General features: G+C 71.1%; 25 protein-coding genes. 13 read left to right on the top strand and 12 right to left on the bottom strand.

The features are described 5' to 3' along the window. Position 1: 1 nt before the first annotated feature. The 6 genes from EP26_RS12555 to EP26_RS12530 form a co-directional block, all read right to left on the bottom strand. Positions 2 to 919 carry an NAD(P)-dependent oxidoreductase gene (locus tag EP26_RS12555; RefSeq protein ID WP_043338928.1) on the bottom strand — a complete coding sequence of 306 codons (918 nt, stop codon included), beginning with the start codon at positions 917 to 919 and terminating at the stop codon, positions 2 to 4. A gap of 128 nt (positions 920 to 1,047) precedes the next feature. Next, positions 1,048 to 1,428 carry an EF-hand domain-containing protein gene (locus EP26_RS31910; protein WP_052389114.1) on the bottom strand — a complete coding sequence of 127 codons (381 nt, stop codon included), beginning with the start codon at positions 1,426 to 1,428 and terminating at the stop codon, positions 1,048 to 1,050. A 75-nt stretch (positions 1,429 to 1,503) separates the two neighbouring features. After that, complete coding sequence (locus EP26_RS12545) at positions 1,504 to 2,412, bottom strand: SAM-dependent methyltransferase (protein WP_043338927.1); 909 nt, start codon at positions 2,410 to 2,412, stop codon at positions 1,504 to 1,506. Beyond that, entirely contained in the window at positions 2,409 to 2,777 is a 369-nt protein-coding gene (locus EP26_RS12540) for a DUF423 domain-containing protein (RefSeq protein WP_043338926.1), read from the bottom strand. Before EP26_RS12540 ends, EP26_RS12545 begins: the two co-directional genes overlap by 4 nt. A 10-nt stretch (positions 2,778 to 2,787) precedes the next feature. Next, the gene (gene nfi / locus EP26_RS12535) at positions 2,788 to 3,498 is read right to left on the bottom strand and encodes a deoxyribonuclease V (RefSeq protein ID WP_043338925.1); all 711 of its coding nucleotides are present in this window, start codon (positions 3,496 to 3,498) and stop codon (positions 2,788 to 2,790) included. 20 nt (positions 3,499 to 3,518) lie between these two features. Continuing rightward, complete coding sequence (locus tag EP26_RS12530; RefSeq protein ID WP_084112495.1) at positions 3,519 to 4,397, bottom strand: metal ABC transporter solute-binding protein, Zn/Mn family; 879 nt, start codon at positions 4,395 to 4,397, stop codon at positions 3,519 to 3,521. 132 nt (positions 4,398 to 4,529) lie between these two features. Here EP26_RS12530 and EP26_RS12525 point away from each other — a divergent pair, with 132 nt between their 5' ends. The 3 genes from EP26_RS12525 to EP26_RS12515 are packed head-to-tail and all read left to right on the top strand — an operon-like array spanning position 4,530 to position 8,798. Then, positions 4,530 to 5,504 (top strand): S1C family serine protease, encoded by a 975-nt coding sequence (locus EP26_RS12525; RefSeq protein WP_043338924.1) that lies wholly within the window; start codon positions 4,530 to 4,532, stop codon positions 5,502 to 5,504. Continuing rightward, complete coding sequence (locus tag EP26_RS12520) at positions 5,504 to 7,081, top strand: serine hydrolase domain-containing protein (RefSeq protein WP_043338922.1); 1,578 nt, start codon at positions 5,504 to 5,506, stop codon at positions 7,079 to 7,081. Before EP26_RS12525 ends, EP26_RS12520 begins: the two co-directional genes overlap by 1 nt. A gap of 40 nt (positions 7,082 to 7,121) precedes the next feature. After that, positions 7,122 to 8,798, top strand: a complete 1,677-nt coding sequence (locus tag EP26_RS12515; protein WP_043338921.1) for a thiamine pyrophosphate-binding protein — start codon at positions 7,122 to 7,124, stop codon at positions 8,796 to 8,798. Here the strand turns inward: EP26_RS12515 and EP26_RS12510 are convergent. Next, positions 8,777 to 9,811, bottom strand: coding sequence for an amidohydrolase family protein (locus EP26_RS12510; protein WP_043338920.1), 1,035 nt, complete (start codon positions 9,809 to 9,811; stop codon positions 8,777 to 8,779). The genes EP26_RS12515 and EP26_RS12510 overlap by 22 nt on opposite strands. A gap of 93 nt (positions 9,812 to 9,904) precedes the next feature. Between EP26_RS12510 and EP26_RS12505 the strand changes: the two genes are divergently transcribed. Next, entirely contained in the window at positions 9,905 to 11,047 is a 1,143-nt protein-coding gene (locus tag EP26_RS12505; RefSeq protein ID WP_043338919.1) for a CaiB/BaiF CoA transferase family protein, read from the top strand. Between the two features lie 48 nt (positions 11,048 to 11,095). On the opposite strand, the gene EP26_RS12500 is transcribed toward EP26_RS12505, so the two are convergent. Further along, positions 11,096 to 11,407: a putative quinol monooxygenase gene (locus tag EP26_RS12500; protein ID WP_043338918.1), complete on the bottom strand. Its 312-nt coding sequence runs from the start codon at positions 11,405 to 11,407 to the stop codon at positions 11,096 to 11,098. A 75-nt stretch (positions 11,408 to 11,482) separates the two neighbouring features. Further along, positions 11,483 to 12,424, bottom strand: a complete 942-nt coding sequence (locus tag EP26_RS12495) for an N-carbamoyl-D-amino-acid hydrolase (RefSeq protein ID WP_043338917.1) — start codon at positions 12,422 to 12,424, stop codon at positions 11,483 to 11,485. A 149-nt stretch (positions 12,425 to 12,573) separates the two neighbouring features. Between EP26_RS12495 and EP26_RS12490 the strand changes: the two genes are divergently transcribed. From EP26_RS12490 to EP26_RS12470, 5 genes are read left to right on the top strand one after another with little or no spacing between them, the layout of a single operon-like run. Then, positions 12,574 to 14,133 carry a GMC family oxidoreductase gene (locus EP26_RS12490; protein ID WP_043338916.1) on the top strand — a complete coding sequence of 520 codons (1,560 nt, stop codon included), beginning with the start codon at positions 12,574 to 12,576 and terminating at the stop codon, positions 14,131 to 14,133. After that, positions 14,130 to 14,894, top strand: coding sequence for an SDR family NAD(P)-dependent oxidoreductase (locus EP26_RS12485; protein ID WP_043338915.1), 765 nt, complete (start codon positions 14,130 to 14,132; stop codon positions 14,892 to 14,894). The genes EP26_RS12490 and EP26_RS12485 overlap by 4 nt, the downstream gene beginning before the upstream one ends. After that, positions 14,887 to 15,651: an SDR family NAD(P)-dependent oxidoreductase gene (locus EP26_RS12480; protein WP_043339024.1), complete on the top strand. Its 765-nt coding sequence runs from the start codon at positions 14,887 to 14,889 to the stop codon at positions 15,649 to 15,651. Before EP26_RS12485 ends, EP26_RS12480 begins: the two co-directional genes overlap by 8 nt. 20 nt (positions 15,652 to 15,671) lie before the next feature. Then, positions 15,672 to 16,502, top strand: a complete 831-nt coding sequence (locus tag EP26_RS12475; protein ID WP_043338914.1) for a polysaccharide deacetylase family protein — start codon at positions 15,672 to 15,674, stop codon at positions 16,500 to 16,502. Positions 16,503 to 16,505: 3 nt separating this feature from the next. Then, positions 16,506 to 18,092, top strand: coding sequence for an ABC transporter substrate-binding protein (locus tag EP26_RS12470; protein ID WP_052389112.1), 1,587 nt, complete (start codon positions 16,506 to 16,508; stop codon positions 18,090 to 18,092). Here the strand turns inward: EP26_RS12470 and EP26_RS31905 are convergent, their stop codons facing one another. Beyond that, positions 18,093 to 20,111, bottom strand: coding sequence for an HWE histidine kinase domain-containing protein (locus EP26_RS31905; RefSeq protein WP_052389111.1), 2,019 nt, complete (start codon positions 20,109 to 20,111; stop codon positions 18,093 to 18,095). It abuts the gene before it with no gap. 204 nt (positions 20,112 to 20,315) lie between these two features. Between EP26_RS31905 and pdxA the strand changes: the two genes are divergently transcribed. From pdxA to EP26_RS34800, 3 genes are all read left to right on the top strand, one after another. Beyond that, positions 20,316 to 21,308: a 4-hydroxythreonine-4-phosphate dehydrogenase PdxA gene (pdxA, locus tag EP26_RS12460; RefSeq protein WP_043338913.1), complete on the top strand. Its 993-nt coding sequence runs from the start codon at positions 20,316 to 20,318 to the stop codon at positions 21,306 to 21,308. A 5-nt stretch (positions 21,309 to 21,313) separates the two neighbouring features. Further along, positions 21,314 to 22,039 carry a pyridoxine 5'-phosphate synthase gene (locus tag EP26_RS12455; RefSeq protein WP_084112507.1) on the top strand — a complete coding sequence of 242 codons (726 nt, stop codon included), beginning with the start codon at positions 21,314 to 21,316 and terminating at the stop codon, positions 22,037 to 22,039. Between the two features lie 66 nt (positions 22,040 to 22,105). Further along, entirely contained in the window at positions 22,106 to 22,258 is a 153-nt protein-coding gene (locus tag EP26_RS34800) for a hypothetical protein (RefSeq protein WP_157033516.1), read from the top strand. Positions 22,259 to 22,261: 3 nt separating this feature from the next. On the opposite strand, the gene EP26_RS12450 is transcribed toward EP26_RS34800, so the two are convergent. After that, positions 22,262 to 22,630 (bottom strand): globin family protein, encoded by a 369-nt coding sequence (locus tag EP26_RS12450; RefSeq protein WP_211259437.1) that lies wholly within the window; start codon positions 22,628 to 22,630, stop codon positions 22,262 to 22,264. Between the two features lie 323 nt (positions 22,631 to 22,953). Then, positions 22,954 to 24,195, bottom strand: a complete 1,242-nt coding sequence (locus EP26_RS12445; RefSeq protein WP_043338909.1) for an Hsp70 family protein — start codon at positions 24,193 to 24,195, stop codon at positions 22,954 to 22,956. A gap of 406 nt (positions 24,196 to 24,601) precedes the next feature. Here EP26_RS12445 and EP26_RS12440 point away from each other — a divergent pair. Continuing rightward, positions 24,602 to 24,778: transposase (locus EP26_RS12440; RefSeq protein WP_043339019.1), on the top strand; the 177-nt coding region annotated here is incomplete at its 3' end.

Here is a 24,778-nt window from a genome sequence, read left to right as displayed (position 1 = left end):
GTTACTTCCCTTCTGCCAGGATCCGGCGGCAATGGTCGAGCGCAGCCCCGATCAGGTTGTCGCTCGCCTCCGGCGTCCGGAAGGCGGCGTGGGAGGTGAGCGTCGCATTCTCCAGGCGGGTCAGCGGATGGCCCGCCGGCAGCGGCTCCTCAGTGAAGACATCAAGGCCCGCATGGCCCAGATGCCCGGCCTCAAGCGCCGAAGCCAGGGCCAGTTCATCGACGATGGCCCCGCGGGCGGTGTTCACCAGGATCGCCCCCGGCTTCATCTTCGCCAGCCGCTCGCTGGAGAGGAAACCGCGCGTCTCGTCATTCAGCAGCAGGTGCAGCGACACCACGTCGCTCTCCGCCAGCAGCCGGTCAAGGTCCACGAACTCCACCCCTGGCACTGCCTTGGCTGAGCGGTTCCAGGCAATAACCTTCATCCCGATTCCGGCGCAGAGCCGCGCCATCTCGGCGCCGATCCCGCCCACGCCGATCAGGCCGACCGTCTTGCCAGTCAGCTGCGTCCCCACCACCCGCGGCCAGCCGCCGGCGCGGATGGCGCCATCCATATGCGCAGTCTTCCGTGCTGCGTCCCACATCAGGGCGAAGGCCATCTCGGCCACCGCGGTATCGCCATAGCCCTTGATGATATGGACGGTGACGCCGAGCGCCTCCAGCTCCTCCGGATTCATGTAGCTGCGCGCGCCGGTGCCGAGGAAGACGATGTGCTTCAGCGACGGGCACTGCTTCACGATATCGGTCGGGAAGGGCGTATGGTCGTCGATGGCGATCTCATAGCCGGCCAGGAGCCGCGGCAGGTCCTCGGCCTTGATGTCCGGGTCGCGGTGGATGACCACCTCCGGATCGCCCGGGCGCAGCAGCCGCTCGGTCACCGCCGCAAGCGACGGGTTGGCATCGACGAATAAGGCGCGCATGGCAGGTATCCCCGGCAGGTCCGATGCGCGGCATCGTAACGCCGGGCGGCAAGAGGTCCAGCCTCAGCGCCAGGGAATGCGGGGCCACGGCGGGTCTTCCGGTCCTGGCCCCGGCATGCGGGGCGCGATCAGGCGGCCACCTTGCCGCCATAGGCCTGCAGCATCCGCGCCATGACGCCTTCGATTCCACCACCGGCCGCGGCCTGGCCGCCCTCCTGCGCGCCAAGCAGCGCCGACAGGCCATCCACCCCCATGACCGGCCGGCTCCCGCCATGATGGTGGTGCGGCCTGACCTTGGCCATCTCGGCGGCGCCGAGCTTGCCGTCGCCATCGGTATCAAGGGCCTTGAAGACGGCATCCATTGCCCTCGTCCCGGCAGAAGCTGCCGGTCTGGCAAAGGCCTGGAACTCATTGAGTGAGATGCTGCCGTCGCGGTCCTTGTCGGCGCGGCTGAACATCTGCTGGATCAAGGCCGTGTTGCCGCCACTGCCCGCGCTTGAGACCTGCATGGCCGTCCTGCCTCCGCTGCCCCCGGCCCTATGCCGGTCCGCAGCGCCGGGCTGCACAGCATCCGCCGTGCCAACTCAGTCGAGCCGCACCACCATCAGCTCATGCTTGTTGCGCGCGCCGTGGAAAACCATCGCCCCGGGAATGGCCGCGAATTCGGCCGCCGCCGCATGGTCCGTCTCGCCCTGGAACTTGATGGTGCAGCAGATATTCCGCACCCGCCCCGCCTCCAGCCAGCGCCGCACCAGGGCGAGCAGACGCTGCGGATAGCAGATGACATCGCTGAACAGCCAATCGACCGGCGTCATCTGCCGCGGGTCGAGGCCGAAGGCGCTCTCCTGCCGCATGGAGACGCCCGGCAGTGCCGCGACCGCCGGGTCGAGCGGCGCCTTGTCCACCGCAATCACCTGAGCACCAAGCTGCGCCAGCGCCCAGGTCCACCCGCCGGGCGAGGCGCCGAGGTCGAGGCAGCTTTCCCCCGGCAAAGGCCAACGACCGGCCCGCGTCAGCGCCTCCCAAAGCTTGAGATAGGCCCGGCTCGGCGGCCCCTCCCGGTCCTCGACGAACTGCACGGCGCCGTTGACGAAGGGACTGGTCTTGGTCGCACTCAGCAGCAGACGGTCTGGTGCCAGCAAGGTCCAGGCGCCAAGATGCGCGGCCGGCGCCGGCTCGGGGAAGTGCAGCGGCCTCGCCTTCACCGGCGGCAACCGCTCGGCGATCAGCGCCGCCCGCCGATGCTGGCCATGGGCATAGAGCGCCCAATTCCGCTGGATCGCCCGCAGCGCATCCGCCGCCGCCTTCACCGAAGGCGCCGGCACCTCCTCCGGCGCCGTCCAGGCCTCGAGCGCCCAGGCCAGGCTCCGCGGCGGCTCCGGCGACAGGGCGAGGCGCCCGTGCCAGGCGCTGATGCTCCCTCCGGCCAGGCGCAACTCCTCGGCCAGCTCCGCCTCGAAGCCCTCGGCTGCGAGATAGGCCGCCCCGATCATCGCCGTACCAGCGCCGAGAGGCCGAGCAGCGCCCAGGCCGCCATCAGCGTCATGCCCCCAACCGGCGCCACCGCCCCGAGCGAGACTCCGCCGATCGCCACGGCATAGACCCCGCCGCAGAACAGGATCAGCCCGAGCGCGAAGCCCGCCCCGGCAAGCTGCACCAGCACCCCACCGCGCCGCTCCGCCCAGAGCCCCGTCGCCAATAGGGCCAGCGCATGCCAACCCTGCATCTGGATGCCGTTCGCCAGCATGCCGAGCCGCGCCGGGTCGAGCCTTGTGGGCGCCCCATGCGCAGCCCAGGCCGCCAGGCCGACGGCAGTGAGCCCGGCGACGGCGCCAAGGGCAATCCAGAGACGATGCATGGGTCGCGGTTTACTCCGGCCCTTCCGGCTTGACGACCCCATGCGCCCGCCGCGCGACATTGGCCGCCAGATGCGCCTGCCGCGTCGGCTCCGGCAGCCGGTAGCCGGTCCCGCAGCGCTGCACCCACTCGACGGCCGCCGTCGGCGAAACCCGGTGCCCCGGCGAGATATAGAGCGGGTTGGACCGACACCGCGTCCGCAGCACCGTGCCGAGCGCCCGCCCTTTCCAGGCCAGCGGCACTGCGGCGCCGGGCTCCGCGCCCAGCTCGCCCTCCGGCCGCCCGACCAGGGGCGACTTGGCGACACCGATGCTCGGCACATCGAGCACCACCCCGAGATGCGAGGCGATGCCGAGCCCCCGCGGATGCGCCACCCCATGCCCATCGACCAGCACCAGGTCGGGCCGCTCGCCGAGCTTCGCCCAGGCCTCCAGCAGCGCCGGCACCTCGCGGAAGCCGAGGAAGCCGGGGATATAGGGCATCGTCGCCCGCCGCACCGCGGAGGCGCTCGCCACCACCTCGAGCCCCGGCCAGTTCAGCACCACCACGGCGGCGAAGACCAGGTTCTCAGGATCGAAGCGGGTATTGCTGATATCGACCCCGCCGATCAGCCGCACCGGGCCCAGCGCATCCTCGGTCACCACCCGGGCGGCGAGGGCCATCTGCGCCGCGCGGGCGGTGGCGAGGTCGGGCGGGTCGATCCAGTCGGGCGGCAAATCCATGCAGGCCGATACGCCCGGACTCAGGGCGCGGTTGCCCCCAGCATGGCGGGGACCAGCAGGCCGAGATTATGCCGCATCATCGCCTCATAGGTCGGCGCCGGCCCATCCGGCGCCGAGAGGGTATCGGCATAGAGCCGCCCCCGCACCGCGATCCCCGCATCCCGCGCCAGCCGCTCCATCACCGCCTGGCTACCCCGTCCCTCGATGAAGACGGCGGAGACCCGCTCCGCCCGGATCTGCCGGATCAGCGCCGCCACTTGCGCCGCCGAGGGCTGGGCATTGGGCGCGATGCCCTGCGGCGCCAGGACCCGCACGCCGTAACGAGCGGCGAAATAGTCGAAGGCCTCATGGCTGGTGACGACGACGCGCCGCTCCGGCGGCACGCGCGCGACTTCGCCCAGCACCCAGGCATCGAGCGCCGCCAGCCGCGCGTCATAGGCCTCGGCGCGTACCGCCCCCGCCGGTAGCACCCGGCCGAGCCCGAGCGCGATCGCCGCCGCATAGGCCCGCCCCCGCGCCACGTCCTGCCAGGCATGCGGATCGGTGCCGCGTGCCGTGATACCCTCGCTCGTCGTCACCAACGGCCCGCGATAGCCCGTGCTCCGCAGCAGCCGGTCCAGCCAGGGCTCGAAACCCAGCCCGTTGCGGATGACGAGCGCCGCCCCCTCGATCGCCCGTGCCTCCGAGGGCCTGGGCTGGAAGACATGGGCATCCGTCTCCGGCCCGGCCAGCACCCGCAGCTCCACCGCATCCCCGACCAGTTGCCTGACCATGTCGCCGAGGATGGAGAAGGAGGCGACCACCACGGGCCGCCCGTCTGGTCGCGCCTGCGCACGGCCCTTCCCCGGCAGCAGGAGGGCAGGCAGGGCGAGGAGGGCACGGCGGGGGGCGAGCATCATTGTTATAATATAACACCCACACTGGCGATTGTCATCCGATTGCCGCGGATCGCATCTCCCGCGTTGGCGAAGTGCCCTCGACCGCCGATATTGACCCCGAGAACACCACCCCCACCGGAACGGAAGGCATGCATGGCATCCAGCGAATGGGAGATCCCGCCGGAATTGCAGCCGGACCCGACCGATCACGCCTTCGATCTGGACGTGGCGCTGCAATCCGTCGTCGGGGTGAAGGCGCTGGTCCCGCCGGATGCCTTCACCGCGCAGAGCCTGGGGACGGAGCGGGTCGGCAGCGGCGTCGTCATCCGGCCGGACGGGCTGATCGCCACCATCGGCTACATCGTCACCGAGGCTGAGAGCATCTGGCTCACGACGCATGACGGGCGCGCCATCCCCGGCCATGCCCTCGCCCATGATTTCGAGACGGGCTTCGGCCTGATCCAGGCACTCGGCAAGCTGGCCCTGCCCGCCCTGCCGATGGAGGCCGGCGACGCGCCGCAACCGGGCGATGTCTGCGTGCTGGCCAGCGCCGGCGGCCGCAAGCACGCGCTGCGCTGCACCATCGCCGCCCGGCAGGAATTCGCCGGCTATTGGGAATACATGCTGGACGAGGCGCTGTTCACCGCCCCTGCCCACCCCTCCTGGGGCGGTGCCGGGCTGATCGGCGGCGACGGCAGGCTGATGGGTATCGGCTCCCTCGTCATGCAGCAGCAGGACGGCAAGGGGCGCCGGGTGGACCTCAACATGGTCGTCCCCGCCAGCCTGCTGCCCCCGGTGCTGGACGACCTGCTGAATTACGGCCGCCCCAACCGCCCGGCGCGGCCCTGGCTCGGCCTCTATGCCGGCGAGGACGAGGAGGGCGTGCTGGTCTCCGCCACCGCCCGCAACGGGCCGGCGCAGAAGGCGGGGCTCATGGAGGGCGACCGCCTCGTCTCCGTCGGTGGCCAGCGCGTCTCCGACCTCGCCGGCTTCTGGCGCGCGGTCTGGGCCTGCGGCTCGGCCGGGGCGCGGGTGCCGGTGAGCATCGCGCGGGACGCGATGCCGCGCGACCTCACCATCGCCTCCATCGACCGGCGCAGCTTCCTCAAGCCGCCGAGGCTGCACTGATGGCCGGGCTCGACGACCTCGCGCTCCGCCGCCAGGCCCGCCGCCTGCTGGCCCCCTGGGATCGGCCCGGCTCGCCCGGCGCGACGCTCGGTCTGGTTTGCCAAGGTGCGCTGGTGCTGCATGAGAGCGCCGGCCTCGCCAGCCTCGAATTGGGCGTGCCGATCGGGCCGGGGACCTGCTTCCGCGTCGCCTCGGTTAGCAAGCAGTTCACCTGCGCCGCCATCCTGCTGCTGGCGGTTGAGGGCCGGCTCTCGGTCGAGGATTCCGTCCACGACCACCTGCCCGAACTGCCGGAGTTCGGCGCCCGCATCACCATTGACCAGCTGATGCACAACGTCTCCGGTCTGCGCGACATGCTGGAGCTGATGCGCTTCGGCGGCGCCGACCTCTCCCACCCTTGCCACACCGAGGACCTGCTGGCCGCCATCGGCCGGCAACGGAGCCTCAACTTCGCCCCCGGCACCCGCTTCCGCTATTCCAACACCGGCTTCCTCCTGCTCGGCCGCATCGTCGAGCGGGTGAGCGGCGAGTCCTTGGACGACTTCCTCGCCCGCCGCATCTTCACCCCGTTCGGCATGACCCGCACCCGCCACACGCCGAGCATCGCCGAGGTCGTGCCTGGCCTCGCCACCGGCTACCTGCCGCAAGGCGAGAGCTTCCGCCGCGCCCAGCACGGCTTCCCCCTCGGTGGCGAGGGCGGCCTCGTCTCCTGCGTCGAGGATCTGGCGCTGTGGGACCGCAACTTCACCATCCACCGCGTCCCGGGCCTCGCCGAGACGCTGGTGGAGCAGCAGCCTTTCGCCAACGGAAAGCCGAACCTCTACGCCCGCGGGCTGGAGGTGACGAGCTATCGCGGCCTCCGCACCGTGAACCACGGCGGCCTCTGGCCCGGCTACAAGACCTGCTTCCTCCGCGTGCCGGAGCGGGAGATGACGGTGATCGCCATCGCCAACCATGGCGGGATCGATACCCATGCCCTCGCCCACCGCCTGCTCGACGCGGCGCTGGAGGGCATGCCCGGCTTCCACGCCGTCCCGCCCATGCCCCGCCTCGATGGCCTTTTCGGCCGTTGGGTCGCGCCGGAAAGCGGCACGACGGTGGAATTCGCCGAGGGGCCAGTGGCGACGCAGCACGGCGTCCCCTTCCCCCTCGCGCCGACCGGGGATGGCCGCCTCGCCGCCATGCGCGGCGTCTTCCCCTTCACCGTCGGCCTGCCGGAGGGCGACAGCCTTACCCTCGAGACCGATGCCGGCACCCTCACCCGCTTCCGCCGCGCCCCGGCCGAGGCCAGCCTGCCCGAGGGGCTCACCGGCACCTGGCACTGCGAGGAGCTGGGGGCGGCCTGGACCATCGCGCCGGAGGAAGGCGGCCTCGCCGTGTGCGTACGCGGCCCGGTCGCCAGCGCCGGCCCCTGGCCCCTACAGGCGATCACGGGCGACGCCTTCCGCATCCGCACGCCCGGCATGCTGTTCCAGGGCTGGGTCGATGCGCTGGCGGAGCGCGGCGCCGATGGCCGCGTCGCCGGCTTCACCGTGAACGGGGCGCGGGCGAGCGGACTGCGTTTCCTCCCCGCCTGATCGCTGGCAGACTTCCTCCAAACCCGGAGGAAGCAGAGACATGGCGGACAGCCCCTACACCGTCGGCGACCTGGTCGCCGAATTCCTCGCCCGCATCGGCGTCACCACCTGCTTCGGCATCGTCTCCGTCCACAACATCCCGATGCTGGACGGAATCGGTCGGCGCAACGCCATCCGCTACGTCATGGCGCGCGGCGAGATGGGGGCCGGGCACATGGCGGATGCCTATGCGCGCGCCTCCGGCCATCTCGGCGTGATCTTCTCCTCGACAGGGCCCGGTGCCGCCAACACCGTCCCCGGCCTCGCCGAGGCGCAGTTCGCCGGCAGCCCCGTGCTGCACATCACCGGCCAGACCGCGACGAAGTACATCGACCGCGACATGGGCACGGTGCACGACCTGCCGGGCCAGACCGCGATGCTCGCCGCCGTTTGCAAGTCGGCATTCCGCATCCGCTCGGCGCAGGAGGCGCTCGGCCTGCTGACGCGGGCCGCGACCCTCGCCCTGACGCCGCCGCGCGGCCCGGTCAGCATCGAGATCCCGATCGACATCCAGCGCACCGCCATCCCCCGCCCGGCGGAGCTGGACCGGCTGGCGCTCCCCATCCCGCCGGCCCTGCCGCCCGACCCGGCGGCGTTGGACGAAGCGGCCGCCATCCTCGCCAGGGCGCGCCGACCCATGCTCTGGCTCGGCAATGGCGCGAAGGAGGCGGGCGCGGCGGCGATGCGGCTGATGGAGCTCGGCTTCGGCGCTGTCTCCTCCTGGAACGGGCGCGGCATCGTCCCCGAGGACCATCCAATGACCCTCGGCGGGATGCATGGCAACGGATCGCCCCGCGTGCAGGAATTCTACGGCACGGTGGATGCCATGCTCGTCGTCGGCAGCCGCCTGCGCGGGCACGAGACGATGGATTTCTCGCTCAAGCTGCCGAAGACGCTGGTCCAGGCCGATATCGACCCGCGCGCCAATGGCCGCACCTATCCAAGCGAGCTGTTCCTCTGCGGCGACGCCGCGCTGGTGATGCAGGGCCTCGCCGATCGCCTCGCCGGCCGCATGAGCGTCGATCCGGCCTTCGCCGCCGACTTCGGCGAGATGCGTCGCCGCGCGACGGAGGAATACCGCACGACGCTCGGCCCCTATGCCGAATTCCCCGCCGCGCTGCGGGCCGCCCTGCCGCGCGACGCGCTCTTCGTCCGCGACGTGACGCTCAGCAACTCCTCCTGGGGCAACCGCATCTTCCCGGTCTATGGTCCGCGCGACGCGGTGCATCCGGTGAGCGCCGCCATCGGCCCCGGCCTGCCGCTCGGCATCGGCGCGGCGATGGCGGGAGGCACCCGCAAGACCATCGCCATGGTCGGCGATGGCGGCTTCGCGTTGAACCAGACCGAGCTCTGGACCGCCGTGCAGGAGCGTGCGGAGCTCATCGTCATGGTGATGAACGACCGCGGCTACGGCGTCATCAAGCACATCCAGGGCGCTTTGCAGGACGGGCGGATGTTCTTCGGCGATCTGCAGGGGCCGGACTTCCAGCAACTTGCCGCCGTTGCCGGCCTGCCCGGCTTCAAGGTCTCCTCCATCGCCGAACTCGGCGGCGTGGTGGAACGCGCCGTCGCCACCCCCGGCCCCTCGCTGATCGAGGTGGACATGGCGGCGATCGGCGCCTTCCCGCCCTACGCGCCATACAACGCCATGGGCATCTACGCCAAGGCGAGCCGGTAGAAGCGGCTCGCCGTCCCGCTGAAGAGCGCCTGACGCTCCTCGGCGGAGGCGCCGGAGGCCAGCTTCTTGCAGGCGTTCCAGAAGACGCCGTAGCTGTAGCTGCCCTTGTCCACGGGGAAGTTGCTCTCGAACATGCAGCGCTCGGCCCCGAAGAGCTCGATAGTGCTGTGGATGTAGGGCTTCCACGCCGCGGCGAGCGTGTCGGAATCCGGCGGCTCGGCGCGGTCCTCGAAGCCGAAGCCGTTGATCCGCATCCCCAGCCCGCCGAGCTTGACCGAGACATTCGGGCAGGTGGCGAGCTCGGCCATCGCCGCCCGCCACTCGGTGAAGATCGCATCCCGCTTGCCGGCATAGGCCTTGATCCCAAGCGGGCCTCCGACATGGTCGAGAACGATCGGCGTCTCCGGGAAGGCACGGGCCAGCGCCGTCAGGTCCGGGATTTGGGGATGGTAGAGCCAGGCGTCGAAGCTGAGGCCGAGCGGCGTGAGCTGCGCGAAGCCGGCGCGGAAATCCTCGCGGAAGTAGATGTCCCGCGGCGGCGTATAGGCTGGGTTCATCACCTCCGGGTCCGGGTCCCAGCTGGTGATATGGCGGATGCCGCGGAAGCGGTCGCCGCCGGCGCGGATATGCGCCTGCAGCACGTCGCGCGCCTCGGCCCCAATCATCAGATTCACATGGCCGACGATGCCGGCGCAGACCTTGGTCGGGCCATAGCCGCCGCTGGCGCTCATCGCCGCGACGCCGTTGACGAATTCCGTCTCGCCGACCGGCTTGTAGGCCTCTGGCCCATCGGCTCGGTGCATGGCGCGGCACTGCACGAAGACAGTGGCGACGATATTGTGGCCCTGGTTGGTGTCGGCCAGCAGCTCGGGCAGCAGGTAGCGCCAGCCCTCGCGGTCCCAGAGGTGATGATGCGGGTCGACGATCGGCAGCCCGGCATCGAGGGGTTCCTCGACATGGCGGGCCAGCCAGTCCTCCCGCACCGGGGCGTAATGCGAATTCGCGTGGCTCATGGCACCGTTCCCTTGGCCGTTTCCTCCCGGCGAGGATACCCCCGCCCGCCATCCCCGACTATGCTTAGCCACCTATCGAGGGAGGTCCAAGGAATGAGCTTGCCATTGGAGGGCGTCAGGGTGATCGAGGTGGGCCAGGCCCTGGCCGGGCCGCTGGCCGGCGTGATCCTGGCCGACCTCGGCGCCGACGTGATCAAGATCGAGAAGCCCGATGGCGGCGACGATGCCCGCATCTGGGGCCCTCCCTTCGGGCCGGATGGCGAGACCTCGCTCTACTTCTTCAGCCAGAACCGCAACAAGCGCAGCGTCGTGCTCGACCTGAAGAAGCCCGAGGACATCGAGGCGCTGCACGCGCTCTGCGAAACCGCCGACATCCTCATCCAGAATCTCCGTCCCGGCGTGGTGGACGAGATCGGCATCGGCCCGGAGGCGATGCTCGCGCGCCATCCGCGCCTCGTCTACTGCTCCATCTGGGCCTTTGGCTACCAGGGGCCGATGCGGCTGCGCCCGGGCTTCGACCCGCTGCTGCAGGCCTTCGGCGGCATGATGAGCGTCACCGGCCGGCCGCAGGATCCGCCGACCTTCTGCGGCGCCTCCATCAACGACAAGGCGACGGGCCTGTTCTGCGCGGTCGGCGCCCTCGCCGGCCTGCGCCAGCGCGACAAGACCGGCCAGGGCTGCCTGATCGACACCTCGCTGCTGGAGACGGCCTCCTTCTGGGTCGAGGGCCAGATCAACCAGCACATCGCGACCGGCGAGGTGCCGACGCGCCACGGCACCGGCGCCGCCGTCATCGTGCCCTACCAGGTCTTCGAGACGGCGGATCGCCCGCTCTGCCTCGCCGCCGGCAATGACCGGCTCTTCGCCCGCGCGGCGAAGGTGCTCGGCCATCCCGAATGGGCCGAGGACCCGCGCTTCGCCCGCAGCGCCAGCCGCGTCCGCCACAAGACCGAGCTGCTGCCGCTCGTCGCCGAGGCGCTGCGCGGCAACACGCGCGACCACTGGATCGCATCACTCGAGGCGGTCGGCGTGCCCTGCGCCCCGGTCAACGACATCGGCGAGTTGGTGGCGAGCGAGCAATTCGCCGCCGTCGACATGGTGCAGACCCTGCCAGAGAGTGGCGTGAAGGTGCTCGGCCTGCCGATCAACATCGACCGCGCCCGCCCCTGGTCCACCCGCCCCGCGCCGAAGCTCGGCGAGCACACGGAGGAGGTGCTCGCCGCGCTCAAACGTTAAGGCCCGAATGCCCTTCCGCGGCGTCGCCGCGGAAGGCTTCGCGGGGCTCTAAGCTGCCGGCGTCAGGACGTGGATGACGCGGCTTGCCAGCATCTCCTTGGTCTTCGCCGCATACTCCTTCATGTGCGGCGCGGCGCCATGCGCCTTCAGCGCCTCGATGCTCTCCCACTTCTCGATCACGACGAAGCTGTCCGGCCCGACCGGCGTCTGGATGGCGCCCATGCCCTCCGCATCGATGGCGGGCCCGTACTCGATGCAGCCCTGCTCGGCATGGACGGCCGGCATGTTGGCGCGGAAGGCGGCCAGCACCTGCTCCCGCATGCCGGGCTTCGCGGTGATGATGGCGAGGACGTGGATCATGGCCTTCGGACGCTCCATTGATTGACGGCGGCAGGCTACGCGCCACGCCACCGCCCGCCAAGCCGGCCCCCGGCCTCAGGCCGGCGGCTCGGCGCCCACCTGGTCGACGATGCGGCGGTAATGCTCCGGCCGCCGGTGAGCGGCGAAGTTGAACATCTTCTCCTTGCCCTGGCGGCAGAGGTCGAGGTCGCAATCGGCGACCAGCAGCTCGTCACCGAGCGTCTTCGCCTGCGCCACCAACAGCCCGTTCGGGTCAATGATGCAAGAGCCGCCGATGAGGCCGGAGCCATCCTCATCCCCCGCCTTGGCGACGGAGACGGCCCAGGTGGCGTTCATATAGGCATTGGCCTGCGCGGCGAGGGTGGAGTGGAAGGTGCGGAGCGTCCCGTCCTCCGTCTTGCCGCCATTCGGGTCATAGGCCGCGGAGTTGTACCCCATCACCATCAGCTCGACGCCCTGCAAGCCGTAGACGCGCCAGGCCTCCGGCCAGCGGCGGTCGTTGCAGACCAGCATCCCCATCACCGGCGCGCCCCAATCGGCCGGGCCGCGGAAGGCGGGGAAGCCGAGATCGCCATATTCGAAGTAGCGCTTCTCGAGCTGCTGAAAGCGGTCGGCCGCGCGCGGCTCCACCGAGCCCGGCAGGTGCACCTTGCGGTATTTGGCGAGGATCGTCCCATCCGGCTTGGTGGTGATGGCGCTGTTGAAGCGCCGCCCCTCCGGCGTCCGCTCCGCATAGCCGACATAGAAGCCGATGCCGAGCGCCCGCGCCCGGTCGAAGAGTGGCTGCACCTGCGGGTTGGGCATCCCGCTCTCGTAATACTGGTCGAGCTCCGCCCCTTCCAGCAGCCAGCGCGGGAAGAATGTAGTGAAGGCGAGCTCCGGGAAGACGACCAGCTGCGCCCCCTCCCGCGCCGCGCCCTCCAGTAGGGCGATCATGCGGGCGAGGATGGCCTCGCGGCTGTCGGCCCGCTGGTTGGGGCCCATCTGCGCGGCGGCGAGGCGGAGGATACGGGGCAAAGGCAGGGCGCTCCCTGAAGGCGGGTTGCGGGTTCCGCCTTCATGCCGAGGCTCCGCCGCCCGCGCAACTGGCCGGGGCAGGATTGGCGCCGCGCCCATTGCCAGCCCCCTCCCGGCCACTAGCATGGCGGCGACTTGGAGACCTCCCCATGCATGACGTCATCGTGGTCGGCGCCGGCTCGGCGGGCGCGGCGCTGGCAGCCCGGCTTTCGACCGATCCCCATCGCCGCGTGCTGCTGCTGGAAGCCGGCCGCGACTGGCGTGCCGCCGAGGCGCCGCAGGCGGTGAAGAGCCCCAACCCCATCCCGCTGATCCACGACCCCGGCATGCAGCAGGAATGGCACTGGCCGAAGCTGCTTTCCCGCCGCACCGCCGCGCAGCCGCCGAAATTCTACTGGCGCGGCCGGGCGCTCGGCGGCAGCTCCGTCATCAACGGCCAGATCGCCATCCGCGGCGTGCCGGATGCCTTCGACGCCTGGGCCGAGGCCGGCTGCGAGGGCTGGTCGGCCCGCGCCGTGGCACCCGTCTTCGACGCCATCGAGGACGACCCACTGCCCGGCCACGGCCGCGGCGGTCCGCTGCCGGTCTACCGCGCGCCAGAAGCAAGCTGGGGCCCGGTGGACTTGGCGCTGAAGGAGGCCGCGCTCGCTTGCGGCTATCCCTGGAACCCCGACCTCAACGCCGCCGAGGGCGAGGGCGTCTCTTGCTACCCGATCAACAGCCGCGACGGCCGCCGCATCTCCGCCAACGAGGCCTTCCTGGAGCCCGCCCGCACCCGCCCCAACCTCGAGATCCGCGGCGAGGCGCTGGTGGACCGGGTGCTGGTGGAGGATGGCCGCGCCACCGGCGTCCGCGTCCATCTCGCGGGCCAGGGCTGGGTGGACCTGCCGGCGCGTGAGGTGGTGCTCTCCGCCGGCGCCATCCACAGCCCGGCCATCCTGCTCCGCTCCGGCATCGGTGCGGGCGCTGCGTTGCAGGCGATGGGCATCGATGTGGTGCGGGACCTGCCGGAGGTGGGCCGCAACCTGATGGACCATCCGATCATCCGCGCCAGCATCGACCTCCGCCCGGACTACGCGCCGACGGACCCGGACACGCGCCACACCAATTGCTGCGTCACTTACAGCAGCGGCCTCGGCGGAGCCGGGCGGCGGGATATGATCCTCGTTGCTTTCAACCATCGCGGCGTCGCCGCCCCGGGCGCGCGGCCGAACCCCTTGGGCGGCATCGGCGCCGCCGTCTTCGAGGCATTCTCGCGCGGCACCGTCACCCTCGCCTCGCCGCGGCCGGAGGACGACCCCATCGTGGAGGAAAACATGCTCTCCGACCCGCGCGACATGCTCCGCATGCGCGATGCCGTGGGGCGGCTCGCCGCCCTCGTCGCCCATCCCGCCGCGCGGCGCCTCGCCGGTCGCATCGTCTTCGGCGACACCGTGCTGTCGCTGGCCGAGACGGCCGTGCTGCCCGAGGCCGCGCTGGACCAGTTGCTGCTGGAACAGGCCGGCGACATCCAGCACGCCGCCGGCACCTGCAAGATGACCGCCTATGAGGAGCCGCGCGGCGTCGTCGACCCGGACGGACGGGTGAAGGGCATCGCGGGCCTCCGCGTCGCCGATGCTTCCATCATGCCGGCCGACTGCCGGGCCAACACACACTTCACCTGCGTGATGATCGGCGAGCAGGTCGCCGCCCGGATGCTCGCGGCATGAGGCCCGACCGCTTCACCGATCAGGTGGCCCTCGTCACCGGCGCCGCCTCCGGCCTCGGCCGCGAAACCGCGCTCGGCCTCGCCCGCGAGGGCGCCCGGCTGATGCTCTTCGACCGCGACGCGGGCGGCCTCGCCGAAACCGCGGCGCAATGTCCCGGCGCGCTGACGCTCGTCGGCGACGCCTCGAAGGCTGCCGATGTCGAGGCGGCCGTCACTCAGGCTGCGAGCCTCGGCCCGCTCCGCCTTCTGGCGACGGCGGCCGGCCTGCTCGGCCCGGTGCGCCCCGCGACCGAAGTGGAGGAGGCGGATTGGGACCGGCTCTTCGCCGTCAACGTGAAGGGCACCTGGCTTGCCGCCCGCGCCGCTTTCCCGCTGATACGCGCGGCCGGCGGCGGGGCGATGGTCGCCTTCTCCTCAGCCGCCGGGCTGGTCGGCTCGCCCACCATGCCGGCCTATTCGGCAAGCAAGGGAGCCGTGGTGCTGCTGACGCGCAGCCTCGCCGTCGCCCATGCGGCGGAGGGCATCCGCGTCAATTGCGTCTGCCCCGGCTCGATCGAGACGCCGATGCTGGAGGAGACCTTCGCCAGCGCCGGCGACCCGGCGGCCCGCGCCGCGCGCGAGGCGGTCTTCCGCGCCCGCCACCCGCTCGGCCGCTTCGGCCGCGCGCAGGAGGTGGCGGATGCCGTGCTCTACCTGCTGAGCGCCGAAGCAAGCTTCGTCACCGGCGTCGCGCTCCCCGTCGATGGAGGCCGGCTTGCCTGATCCCGAGCGTTTTGCCGGCCGCACCGCCATTGTCACCGGCGCGGCGCGCGGCATCGGCGCCGCCACCGCCGCACGGCTGGCCGAGGAGGGGGCGCAGGTGCTGCTCGCCGACCTGTCGCCGGAGGTGATGGCCCAGGCCGAAGCCATCGGCGGCGTCGGGCTGCGCATCGACCTCGCCGCGCGCGGGGCTGGCGAGGCGGTGGTGGATACCGCGCTCGATGCCTTCGGCCGGCTCGACATCCTCGTCAACAATGCAGGCATCGGCGGGTCGAAGCCGCTCGTCGAGTCCGATGACGACCTCATCGACCGCTTCGTCGAGGTCAACCTGAAGGCGGTGCTGCGGCTGACACGCGCGGCCATTCCGCACCTGGCGCGACCGGGCGGGCGGATCGTTTCCGTCTCCTCCACCTTCGGCATCGCAGGCTATCCCGGCACCACGGCTTATGCCGTCGCCAAGGCCGGCATCGCGCAGATGACGCGCCAGCTCGCCGCCGAGCTCGGGCCGGAGGGCATCCTCGTCAATGCCGTGGCGCCCGGCGTCATCGAGACGGCGATGACCGAGGGGCACCTCACCAAGGACCACTACCGCCGCGCCGTGCTGGAGCCGACGCCGCTGCGCCGCGCGGGCCAGCCGGAGGAGGTCGCGGCCGTCATCGCCTTCCTCGCCTCGCCGGATGCCGCCTATGTCTCCGGCCAGGTGATCGCCGTCGACGGCGGGTGGCTTGCGGCGCGGCACCCGCCGCGCGAGGCTGGCTGAAACGGGCGAAGGGGCGAGCGATGATCGACATGAAGGTGAACTGGCCGGGCGGCGCCAAGGTCGCGGTGATGCTGACCTTCGACTTCGATGCGGAGACGCTCTGGCTCTCGCGCGACCCGGAGAATGCCCGCCGCCCCGGCATCCTCAGCCAGGGCGCCTATGGCGCCAAGGTCGGCGTGCCGATGATCCTCGAAGTGCTGCGGCAGGAGGGGGTGAAGGCCACCTTCTTCGTCGTCGGCTGGACCGCGGAGAAGCACACCGCGCGGGCCGAGATGATCCTGCGCGAGGGGCATGAGATCGCCCACCATAGCTACTCGCACAGCTGGATCGACCCGGCCTTCCCCGACAAGGAGGTCGAGGAGATGGAGAAGGGCCTGGAGGCGCTGAAGCGTACCCTTGGCGTGGTGCCGAAGGGCTACCGCTCGCCCGCCGGCGAGACCAGCGACAACCTCATCCGGCTGCTGAAGAAGCACGACTTCCTCTACGACAGCTCCCTGCTCGATCACATCAACCCCTACCGCCACGTCATGCCGGACGGCAGCCCCGGCCCGATCGAGCTGCCCTGGCACTGGAGCCTGGACGACGCGCCGCATGCGCTGTTCTCGATCAAGTCGCCGCGGCCGATCTTCCCGAACAGCCATATCCGCGAGATCTTCCAGGAGGAGTTCCGCGAGATCTATCGCTGGGGCGGGCTCTACAACCTGGTGATGCACCCACAGGTCAGCGGAAGGCCGAGCCGCGTGGCGCTGCTGCGCGAGATGATCCAGTGGATCAAGACCTTCCCCGATGTGTGGTTCGCGACGGGCACCGAGGTCGCCGAGGCCTGGTCCGCGGCGCATGAGGGAGAGTGACGGATGATGCTGCGCCGCCTGCTGCTTGGCCTCGTCGCCGGCTCCGCCCTCGCCCTCTCGGCCGCCGCGCAGCCGCGCGAGCGGCCGCTGCGCCTCGTCCTCAATGTCGGGCTGCAGAATCTCGACCCGATCGCCAGCCCTTCCTTCGTCACCCGCAACTTCGCCTACATGGTCTACGACACGCTCGTCGCAATGGACGGCAAGGGCGAATACCGGCCGCAGATGCTGGAGGGCTGGCAGGTGAGCGAGGACAGGCTCGCCTGGACCTTCACCCTCCGTCCCGGGCTCGAGTTCAGCGACGGCACGCCCGTCACGGCGGATGACGTCATCGCCTCGCTCAAGCGTTGGGGCGCGCGGGATGCCATCGGCCGGCGGCTGATCGCGGCGACGAAGGAGTTCCGCGTCGAGGCGCCGAACCGCTTCGTTCTCCAACTGGCGCAGCCCTTCGGCGGCGTCATCGATGCGCTCGGCAAGCCGAGCGTCCACGTCCCCTTCATCATGCCGGCCCGCCTCGCCTCGGCGACGCCGCCGACCCAGGCGGTGCCGGAAGTGGTCGGCAGCGGGCCCTATCTCTTCATCAAGGAGGAATGGGTGCCCGGCGAGCGCACCTTCTTCCGCCGCAACCCGCGCTACGTGCCGCGCGCCGAGCCGGCCGATGGCCTCGCCGGCGGCAAGGTGGCGAAGATGGAGCGCGTCGAGTTCGTCACCCTGCCCGACATCGCGCTGCGGGCGGCGGCCATCACCCGTGGCGAGGTGGACTATCTCGAATATGCGCCGATCGACTACCTGGCGAATTTCCGCCGCGACCGGAACCTCGTCATCGCCCGACCTGGCGGCATCGCGCATATCGTCGGCGGCGTCAGCATCAACCACTACCTCCCGCCCTTCGACCGGCTGCCGATGCGCCGCGCGCTGCAGGCGGCGCTCGACCGCGAGGAGATCGTCGCCAGCCATGGCCTGCCGGAGGGGATGGCGGACCCGAACTGCGTCTCGGTCTATCTCTGCGGCACGCGCTACAGCACCGATGCCGGGGCCGAGGCCATCCGCAAGCCGAGCCTCGAGCGCGCCCGCGCCCTGCTGCGCGAGGCCGGCTACAACAACGAGCGCATCGTCTACCTCCAGCCGGCCGACAGCGCGCTCATCAACCCGATGGCGCTCGTCGTCATCGACCGGCTGAAGCGCGCCGGCTTCAACCTCGATGTCCAGGCCTCCGACTGGTCCTCGCTGGCGCAGCGCTGGGTCGGGCGGCAGCCCATCGCCGAGGGCGGCTGGAATCTCATCTCGGTGGTCTATACCGGCTTCGACATGGCCGACCCGCTCTCCAACATGGGCATCGGCTACAACTGCTCGAACAACCAGCCCTGGGGCTATTGCGTGCCGGAGATGACGCCGGTGCTCGACCGCTTCGCCGCCGAGAGCGACCCGGCCAGGCGCCGCGAGCTGGCGGCGGAGTTGCAGCGGCTGTCCATCGAGAACGTCACCTTCCCGCTCGACGGCCAGTTCCAGGCCCCGGCGGTGTGGCGGGCGGAGCTGCGGGGCGTGATCGATTTCGGCTTCCCGGTGATCTGGAACATCGAGCGGGCGCGTTGATCAGCCGGCCGCGCCGATCCGCTCCAGCGGCACGGCGAGGTCGCATTCCATGCCCTCGGGCGGCCAGCGCTGCTCCACGCGGCCGCCCAGCTGGTCTTGCACCGTCGCCCGCAGCACGCGCGTGCCGAAGCCGCACCGCGCTGGCGGGCCGCCGAGGCGCGGCCCGCCCCGCTCCACCCAGCGCAGCAGCAGCAAGCCCGGCCGCTCCGTCAGGCTCCAGGACAGGTGCAGCCGCCCTTCCGGCACGGAGAGCGCGCCATGCTTCGTCGCATTCGTCGCCAGCTCGTGCAGCGCCATGGAGACGGCTTGCACCGCGGTCGGCGAGAGCGTCACCGCCGGCCCCTCCAGCACCGCCCGGCCCGAGCCATCGCCGAGGAAGACGGCCAGCTCCGCCGTCGCCAGGTCGCGCAGCCCTGCCCCGGTCCAGTGCGCCTCGGCAAGCAGCGTATGCGCCCGCGCCAGGGCGGCGACGCGCCCCTCCACCGCCTGCGCATAGTCCGCGGCGCTGGTGCGCGGCGTCAGCCGCAGCGCCGCCTGCACCACGGCGAGGACGTTCTTCGCCCGGTGGTCCAGCTCCCGTGTCAGCAGCGTCTGGCGCTCCTCCACCGCCTTCCGCTCGGTGATATCCTGCGAGGCGCCGAGGGTGCGGACGATGCGCCCCGTCACCGGGTCCCGCACAGCGGAGACGGTGCCGCTCGCCCAGCGGATGCTGCCATCCGGCCGGACATAGCGCTTGTGCGTCTCGAAGACGCCGATCTCGCCCCGCGCCATGGCACGCCAGCCTGCCATCTCCGTCTCGCGGTCGTCCGGATGGATGAACTCGGCGAAGGGCTGGCCGATCAGCGCCTCCGCGGGGCGGCCGACCAGGGTAGCATAGGCGGCATTCACCCGCAGCAGCCGGCCCGTCCCGGGGTCTGATTGCGACATGGCGATCGCCGCCTGCTCGAAGGCGGCACGGAACTCCGCCTCGCCGGCCCGGAGCGCGACATCGGCGCGGAGCAGGGCGCAGCGCAGCGCCTCGAATTCGGCGATCCGCGCGGCAGAGACCGCGGCGGCGAGGCTCTCGGTCCGGCCGCGCCCGGCGGCGACCTCCTCCGCCTGGTGGCGCAAGGCCCGCACCGGCGCCAGGATGCGCCGCGCCAGCACCAGGGCCGCGGCGATGGCCAGCGCCACCGCCACTATCGCCCCGATTCCGAAGCGGGTCAGTGGCGCGCTCCAGCTCGCCTGGTAGGTCGCCCAGGGCTCGCCGAGGACGACGCCCCAGCCCTCGCCCATGGCGAGGCGGTGGTAGCCGAAGAGGATCTCAACCCCCTCGAAATTCCGGCCGCGGAAGACGCCCTCCGTCATCCCCTGTGCCAGGCCGTACCAGGGCGCCGGCGCGCCGACGAAGCGCTCGTTGCCGTGCGAGCGGGCGACGTTGATGCCGCGGCCGTCGGCCAGCCCGGCCACGCCGCTGGTCAACCTCTGCGCCATCAGCACCTGGGCCAGCCGCGCCGGGCCAATGGTGACCAGCACCGCCTGCGGTAGCTCCGGCACCGCCACCGCGACCGAGATCGCCAGCCCGCCTTCCGGCCGGGCCGTAGAAGGGCCTGCCCGGTAGAGGTTGGAAAGCCCCGACTGCCGCGTCCGCAGCACGCGGCGGACCAGGGCGCCGCCCTCGTCCTCCGGCGCGGTCGCCTCGGTATGGATGGCGATGCTGGCATCGCCCAGCGCCTGGCCGAGCCCCTCCAGCCAGGCCCGGCGCATGGCATCGTCGCGCTCCTGCCGCACCGCCGGAGCGGAGGCGACGGCGAGCGCCGCCGATTGCATCGCCTCCAGTTCGCTGTTGAGGGCGAGCGACAGGGCACGGGCGGTGTCCCGCAGCCGCGCGGTGAAGGCACCCTGATAGGACAGCGCGACCTGCCAGGCCGAAACCGCGCCCAGTGCCAGCACCGGCAGCAGCAGCGCCAGGCCGAAGGCGAGCAGATGCGCGCTCAGCCCCAAGCGACGGCGGGGCTGATCGCTCAGAGCGGGCGCCATGGGGTCGTATTGCGGTGTGGTCACCCTGCCTGGCCGTGTGACGCATTGCGGTTCCTTGCTCTCCTCTAATGGAATTCGTCCCAGGAATCGAGCCTGTTCGATACCGGGATGAGCAGATCCGCCGCCCGGGCCTGTGCTTCGGCGGCGCGGAATGCCGGGTCCGGGTGATTTCACCCGCCCGGGGTTTGCTCTAGATCAGGGGATATGAGCCCCTCCCCGCTGCCTCCCTTGGCCCTGACCATGGGCGAGCCCGCCGGCATCGGCGGCGAGATCGCGGCCGGCGCCTGGCGGGCGCTGCGCGAGGGCGGGCCCGCCTTCTTCCTGATCGACGACGCGGCGCGGCTTGCCGGCGTCCCGCTCCGCCGGATCGAGGCGCCGGAGGAGGCCGCCAACTGCTTTCCCGAGGCGCTGCCGGTGCTGCACCGCCCCCTGCCCCGCCCGGCCCGGCCGGGACAGCTCGACCCGGCCAATGCGCCGGCCGTCATCGCCGCCATCAACGAGGCGGTGGCGCTGGCGAAGGCCGGGCGGGCGGCGGGCATCGTCACCAATCCGATTCAGAAATCCGCCCTGTATGCCGCCGGCTTCGCCCATCCCGGGCATACCGAGTATCTCGCCGAGATCGCCGGGACCGGGCGGCCGCCGGTGATGCTGCTCGCCTGCCCGGAGCTGCGCGTGGTGCCGGTGACGATCCACGAGCCGCTGAAGCAGGCCATTGCCCGCCTTACCCCGGCGCTGATCGCCGAATGCGGGCGGCTGACGGCGGCGGGGCTGCGGCAGGATTTCGGCATCGCGGCGCCGCGCCTCGCCATCGCCGGGCTCAACCCGCATGCGGGGGAGGATGGGACGATCGGGACCGAGGACCGCGACATCGTGGCGCCCGCGGTCGCCATGCTGAGGGCCGAGGGGATCGATGCGCGCGGGCCGATCCCGCCGGATACCATGTTCACCGCCAAGGCGCGGCCGGGCTATGACGTGGCGCTCGGCCTCTACCACGACCAGGCGCTGATCCCGATCAAGACCCTCGACATGGCGGGCGGGGTGAATGTCACCCTCGGCCTCTCCATCGTCCGCACCAGCCCGGACCATGGCACGGCGCTCGACATCGCCGGCCGGGGCATCGCCGACCCCGGCAGCCTCGTCGCCGCGCTGCGCCTCGCCGTCGAGATCGCCGCACACCGCAGGAATTCAGCCCGATGACGCCGATGCGCCTATCCGTGAACATCGACCATGTGGCGACGCTGAGGAACGCGCGCGGCGGGGCCTTCCCCTGCCCGGTGGAGGCGGCGCGCATCGCCATGGCGGCCGGGGCCGACGGCATCACCATGCATCTGCGCGAGGATCGCCGGCATGTCCGCGACCGGGACCTGGAGCGCGTCTCGGCCGAGGTGGCGACGCGGCTGAATTTCGAGATGGCGGCGACGGAGGAGATGGTCGGCATCGCGCTGCGGCTGCGGCCGCCGGCCTGCTGCATCGTCCCCGAGAAGCGGCAGGAGCTGACGACCGAGGGCGGGCTCGACGTCATCGCCGCCGGGGCGCCCTTGCAGGATGCAATTGCGCGGCTGGCCGGGGTGGGGATCGAGGTCTCGCTCTTTGTCGAGGCGGATGCGCGGCAGATCGAGGCGGCGGCGCGGATGGGGGCGCAGGCCGTTGAATTGCACACCGGGTCCTATGCCGACGCCGCCCCGGCCGAGCGAGACTCGCATCTTGCAAGGCTGCGGCAGGGCGCCGCGGCGGCGGCGGCGGCCGGGCTGGCCTGCCATGCCGGGCACGGGCTTTCCTACGAGACGCTGCCGCCGATCGCCGCCATGCCGGAGGTGGTGGAGGTCAGCATCGGCCATTTCCTCATCGGCCAGAGCGTCTTCGAGGGGATGCCCGCCGTCATCCGCCGCATGAAGGGCCAGATCGCCGAGGCGCGCGGCGGGGCTTAATTGCAATCTGCATGGCACGGCGGCTGCTGGGTGGATGGCAGGTCCACCCCAGAACGGAGTCCATCGATGTCCCACGCCACCCCGATCACCGTCCGCCCCGCCCGCGAGCATGCCAGCCACCAGGACGAGCGGATGGGCGCCGGCGCCTATCTGCTACAGGGCTTCGCCTTCATCGGCTTCCTGATCTTCCTCTTCGTGCTGGCCGGTTTCCGGGGCTGAGCGTCAGGCGGTCTTCGCCGCCTCGATCATCACCCCGGCGAGGAGGGTGTAGGCGGCCGTCCAGGCGGCCTCCACCTGCGGCGTGAAGCCCTCGCCGAGGCCCTGGTGCAGCGTCCAGAGCAGGGCCGCGCCGACCGTCGCGTATTGCGCCTCGGTCACGCGATAGGCGACGTGGCGGCGGGCCAGCGACTGGGCGGCGGGGACGATCTCCTCCGGCCGCCTGAGGCCGGCGACGACCATGCCGAGGGTAGCCATCAGCTTCGCGCCCTGCTCGCGCATGTCCTTGCCGGCGAAGAGCGGCGGCGTGGTCGGGTCGGTCTCGAAGAGCCGGGCGTAGAACAGCTCGGCGGCCTTCTCCCTGATCGGCGCCACCTGGCGGAAGCTGTCCTGGACGAGGCCGGCCTGTTCGGGGGTCGTGCGGTTGCTCCCAATTCCGTGAGGCCACATTCAGCCGGATTGAGCGGAGCGGCGCAACGGGGGCTTCAACTCCTCAACCGGCCTCAACCCTTGAAGCACGAAGTGACGAAGGCATTGAAAAGCCTGCGTTCCGGTCGGCCGTTTAAGGGTTTTATGGTTTGAAGCGGCTCAGGCCGCACACCGAACCCGGGGATACCCGGCCCTGGCGGGGCGGGCTTGCAGAGAGCGAATTTCCGGGCTGGTTGCGATGGGAATTCTAGGACTACTGTCCTTTACTGTCAAGCAGAAGCCCGGGCCCGGCCGATCAGCGCCAGCCCCTCTGCGACGGAGACGAACTCGCCGCCGCCGCTCAGCTTCGCCGCGCCGAAGCGGGCCTCGAACAGGGCGCGGACGGCGGGCACCAGCGAGGTGCCGCCGGTGAGGAAGACGCGGTCGATGGCCTCGGGCGGCAGGCGGGCCTCGGCGAGCGCGGCGTCGATGGCGGTGCCGAGGCGGGCGAGGTCGGGGGCGATCCAAGACTCAAAATCCGCGCGGGCGATCTCGGCCTCCACCGTGAAATCTTCGTGGCGGAAGGCGAGCGTCGCCCGCGGGGCGCGGGAGAGCGTGGCCTTCGCCCCGGAGACGGCGCGGTAGAGGGCGTAGCCGGCCTCCTCCTCGATCAGCGCGATGAGGTGGCGCAGGCGCTCCGGGTGGTCGGCGGTGCGGGCGACCTCGGCGATGTCGCGCAGCACGCGCGGGGCGCGCATCAGCGACAGGCGGTGCCAGCGGGCGAAGCCGGTGTACCAGGCGGCGGGGATCGGCATGGGCTTGCCCATCACCCGGTAGCTGTCGTTGCGGCCGAGCAGGGGCGAGACGACATGGTCGATGATGCGGAAGTCGAAGCTGTCGCCGGCGATGCCGACGCCGGAATGGCCGAGCGGGGTGACGCCGCCGGGCTCGTAGCGGAGGACGGAGAAGTCGCTGGTGCCGCCGCCGAAGTCGCCGACGAGCACCGTCGCCGCCGCGCCGAGGGTGTGGGCGAAGCGATAGCCGGCGGCCTCGGGCTCGAGGGCGAGGTCGACATCCTCCCACCCCGCTTCGGCGAAGGCGGCGCGGAGGCGGGCTTCGGCCAGCGCGTCGTCGGGCATGTCGCCGGCGAAGCGGACGGGGCGGCCGGCGACGATGCGGGCGCCGGGCTCGGCGGGCAGCAGGGCGCGGAGGAACTGGGCGATCAGCGATTCCAGCGTGAAGCTGCGCGTCAGGATGCGCGTCTCGCTGAAGCTGCGCTGCGCCAGGTAGGACTTCATCGACATGATGAGGCGGCTGGCCAGCGGGTCCTCGAGATAGGCCTCGATGGCGGCGGGGCCGGCGGCATGGCGCGGGGCGCCGCCGGGGCCGGGGGTGAAGCAGAGGACGGTGCGGAAGACGTCGAGCATTTCCCCGCCGAAGGGGAAGCGGGCGGCCTCGACGCGTCCGTCGGGCGCGAGGCGCGCGACGACGCTGTTGGTGGTGCCGAAATCGATGCCGATGATGGGTTGCACCGGGCGCCGCCCCTGATGGTGAAAAGGGGGCGGGTGCTAGAGCAAACTCCGGCCGGGTGGAAGCACCTGGCCGGCGCTATTTACCCGACTGGCCGAGGGGACAGGCGGGTCCGTGCAGGGGACGGAGAAAAACGGCCTCAACGGAAGCGGCAGGCCAAGCCGTACCTGGCCGATTGGAAAGAACCTTATCGGGTTCTCATCCAATCCCAAAGCAGAAGAATCGGCACGGGAAGCATGATCGCGTAAAAGATCCAGTCGAACATTTGCGGCATGGCGGCGGTGTCTCCTTCCTGCTTGTGCATGACTTAAGGAAGGCGGAAGTCTGAGTGTCCATCCGGGAACAAATCGAGGCATCTGAATCGGTTGTGATTGGCTCCGAGCGGCGGGTGCGGGAAGAAGGGCGTCCATGTGGACGCCCGAGAGCCGGCCAAAATACGACCGCAGCAAACTGCGCTACCCGAGCGATCTGACCGACGAGGAATGGTCGATCATCGGTCCGCTGATCCCACTGGCGAAGAGCGGCGGCAACAAACGGACGGTGGACATACGAGCGGTGCTGAACGGGGTGATGTACATCCTGTCC

Source organism: Belnapia moabensis DSM 16746, assembly GCF_000745835.1.
Classification (GTDB): domain Bacteria; phylum Pseudomonadota; class Alphaproteobacteria; order Acetobacterales; family Acetobacteraceae; genus Belnapia; species Belnapia moabensis.
Note: the sequence above shows the minus strand (reverse complement) of the source record. Positions and strands in the feature narration are given on the sequence as shown.

Coding starts and splice junctions, on each gene's coding strand:
- EP26_RS12555 (WP_043338928.1), bottom strand. CDS start 919: ATGCGCGCCTTATTCGTCGATGCCAACCCGTCGCTTGCGGCGGTGACC.
- EP26_RS31910 (WP_052389114.1), bottom strand. CDS start 1,428: ATGCAGGTCTCAAGCGCGGGCAGTGGCGGCAACACGGCCTTGATCCAG.
- EP26_RS12545 (WP_043338927.1), bottom strand. CDS start 2,412: ATGATCGGGGCGGCCTATCTCGCAGCCGAGGGCTTCGAGGCGGAGCTG.
- EP26_RS12540 (WP_043338926.1), bottom strand. CDS start 2,777: ATGCATCGTCTCTGGATTGCCCTTGGCGCCGTCGCCGGGCTCACTGCC.
- nfi (WP_043338925.1), bottom strand. CDS start 3,498: ATGGATTTGCCGCCCGACTGGATCGACCCGCCCGACCTCGCCACCGCC.
- EP26_RS12530 (WP_084112495.1), bottom strand. CDS start 4,397: ATGATGCTCGCCCCCCGCCGTGCCCTCCTCGCCCTGCCTGCCCTCCTG.
- EP26_RS12525 (WP_043338924.1), top strand. CDS start 4,530: ATGGCATCCAGCGAATGGGAGATCCCGCCGGAATTGCAGCCGGACCCG.
- EP26_RS12520 (WP_043338922.1), top strand. CDS start 5,504: ATGGCCGGGCTCGACGACCTCGCGCTCCGCCGCCAGGCCCGCCGCCTG.
- EP26_RS12515 (WP_043338921.1), top strand. CDS start 7,122: ATGGCGGACAGCCCCTACACCGTCGGCGACCTGGTCGCCGAATTCCTC.
- EP26_RS12510 (WP_043338920.1), bottom strand. CDS start 9,811: ATGAGCCACGCGAATTCGCATTACGCCCCGGTGCGGGAGGACTGGCTG.
- EP26_RS12505 (WP_043338919.1), top strand. CDS start 9,905: ATGAGCTTGCCATTGGAGGGCGTCAGGGTGATCGAGGTGGGCCAGGCC.
- EP26_RS12500 (WP_043338918.1), bottom strand. CDS start 11,407: ATGATCCACGTCCTCGCCATCATCACCGCGAAGCCCGGCATGCGGGAG.
- EP26_RS12490 (WP_043338916.1), top strand. CDS start 12,574: ATGCATGACGTCATCGTGGTCGGCGCCGGCTCGGCGGGCGCGGCGCTG.
- EP26_RS12485 (WP_043338915.1), top strand. CDS start 14,130: ATGAGGCCCGACCGCTTCACCGATCAGGTGGCCCTCGTCACCGGCGCC.
- EP26_RS12475 (WP_043338914.1), top strand. CDS start 15,672: ATGATCGACATGAAGGTGAACTGGCCGGGCGGCGCCAAGGTCGCGGTG.
- EP26_RS12470 (WP_052389112.1), top strand. CDS start 16,506: ATGATGCTGCGCCGCCTGCTGCTTGGCCTCGTCGCCGGCTCCGCCCTC.
- EP26_RS31905 (WP_052389111.1), bottom strand. CDS start 20,111: ATGGCGCCCGCTCTGAGCGATCAGCCCCGCCGTCGCTTGGGGCTGAGC.
- pdxA (WP_043338913.1), top strand. CDS start 20,316: ATGAGCCCCTCCCCGCTGCCTCCCTTGGCCCTGACCATGGGCGAGCCC.
- EP26_RS12455 (WP_084112507.1), top strand. CDS start 21,314: ATGCGCCTATCCGTGAACATCGACCATGTGGCGACGCTGAGGAACGCG.
- EP26_RS34800 (WP_157033516.1), top strand. CDS start 22,106: ATGTCCCACGCCACCCCGATCACCGTCCGCCCCGCCCGCGAGCATGCC.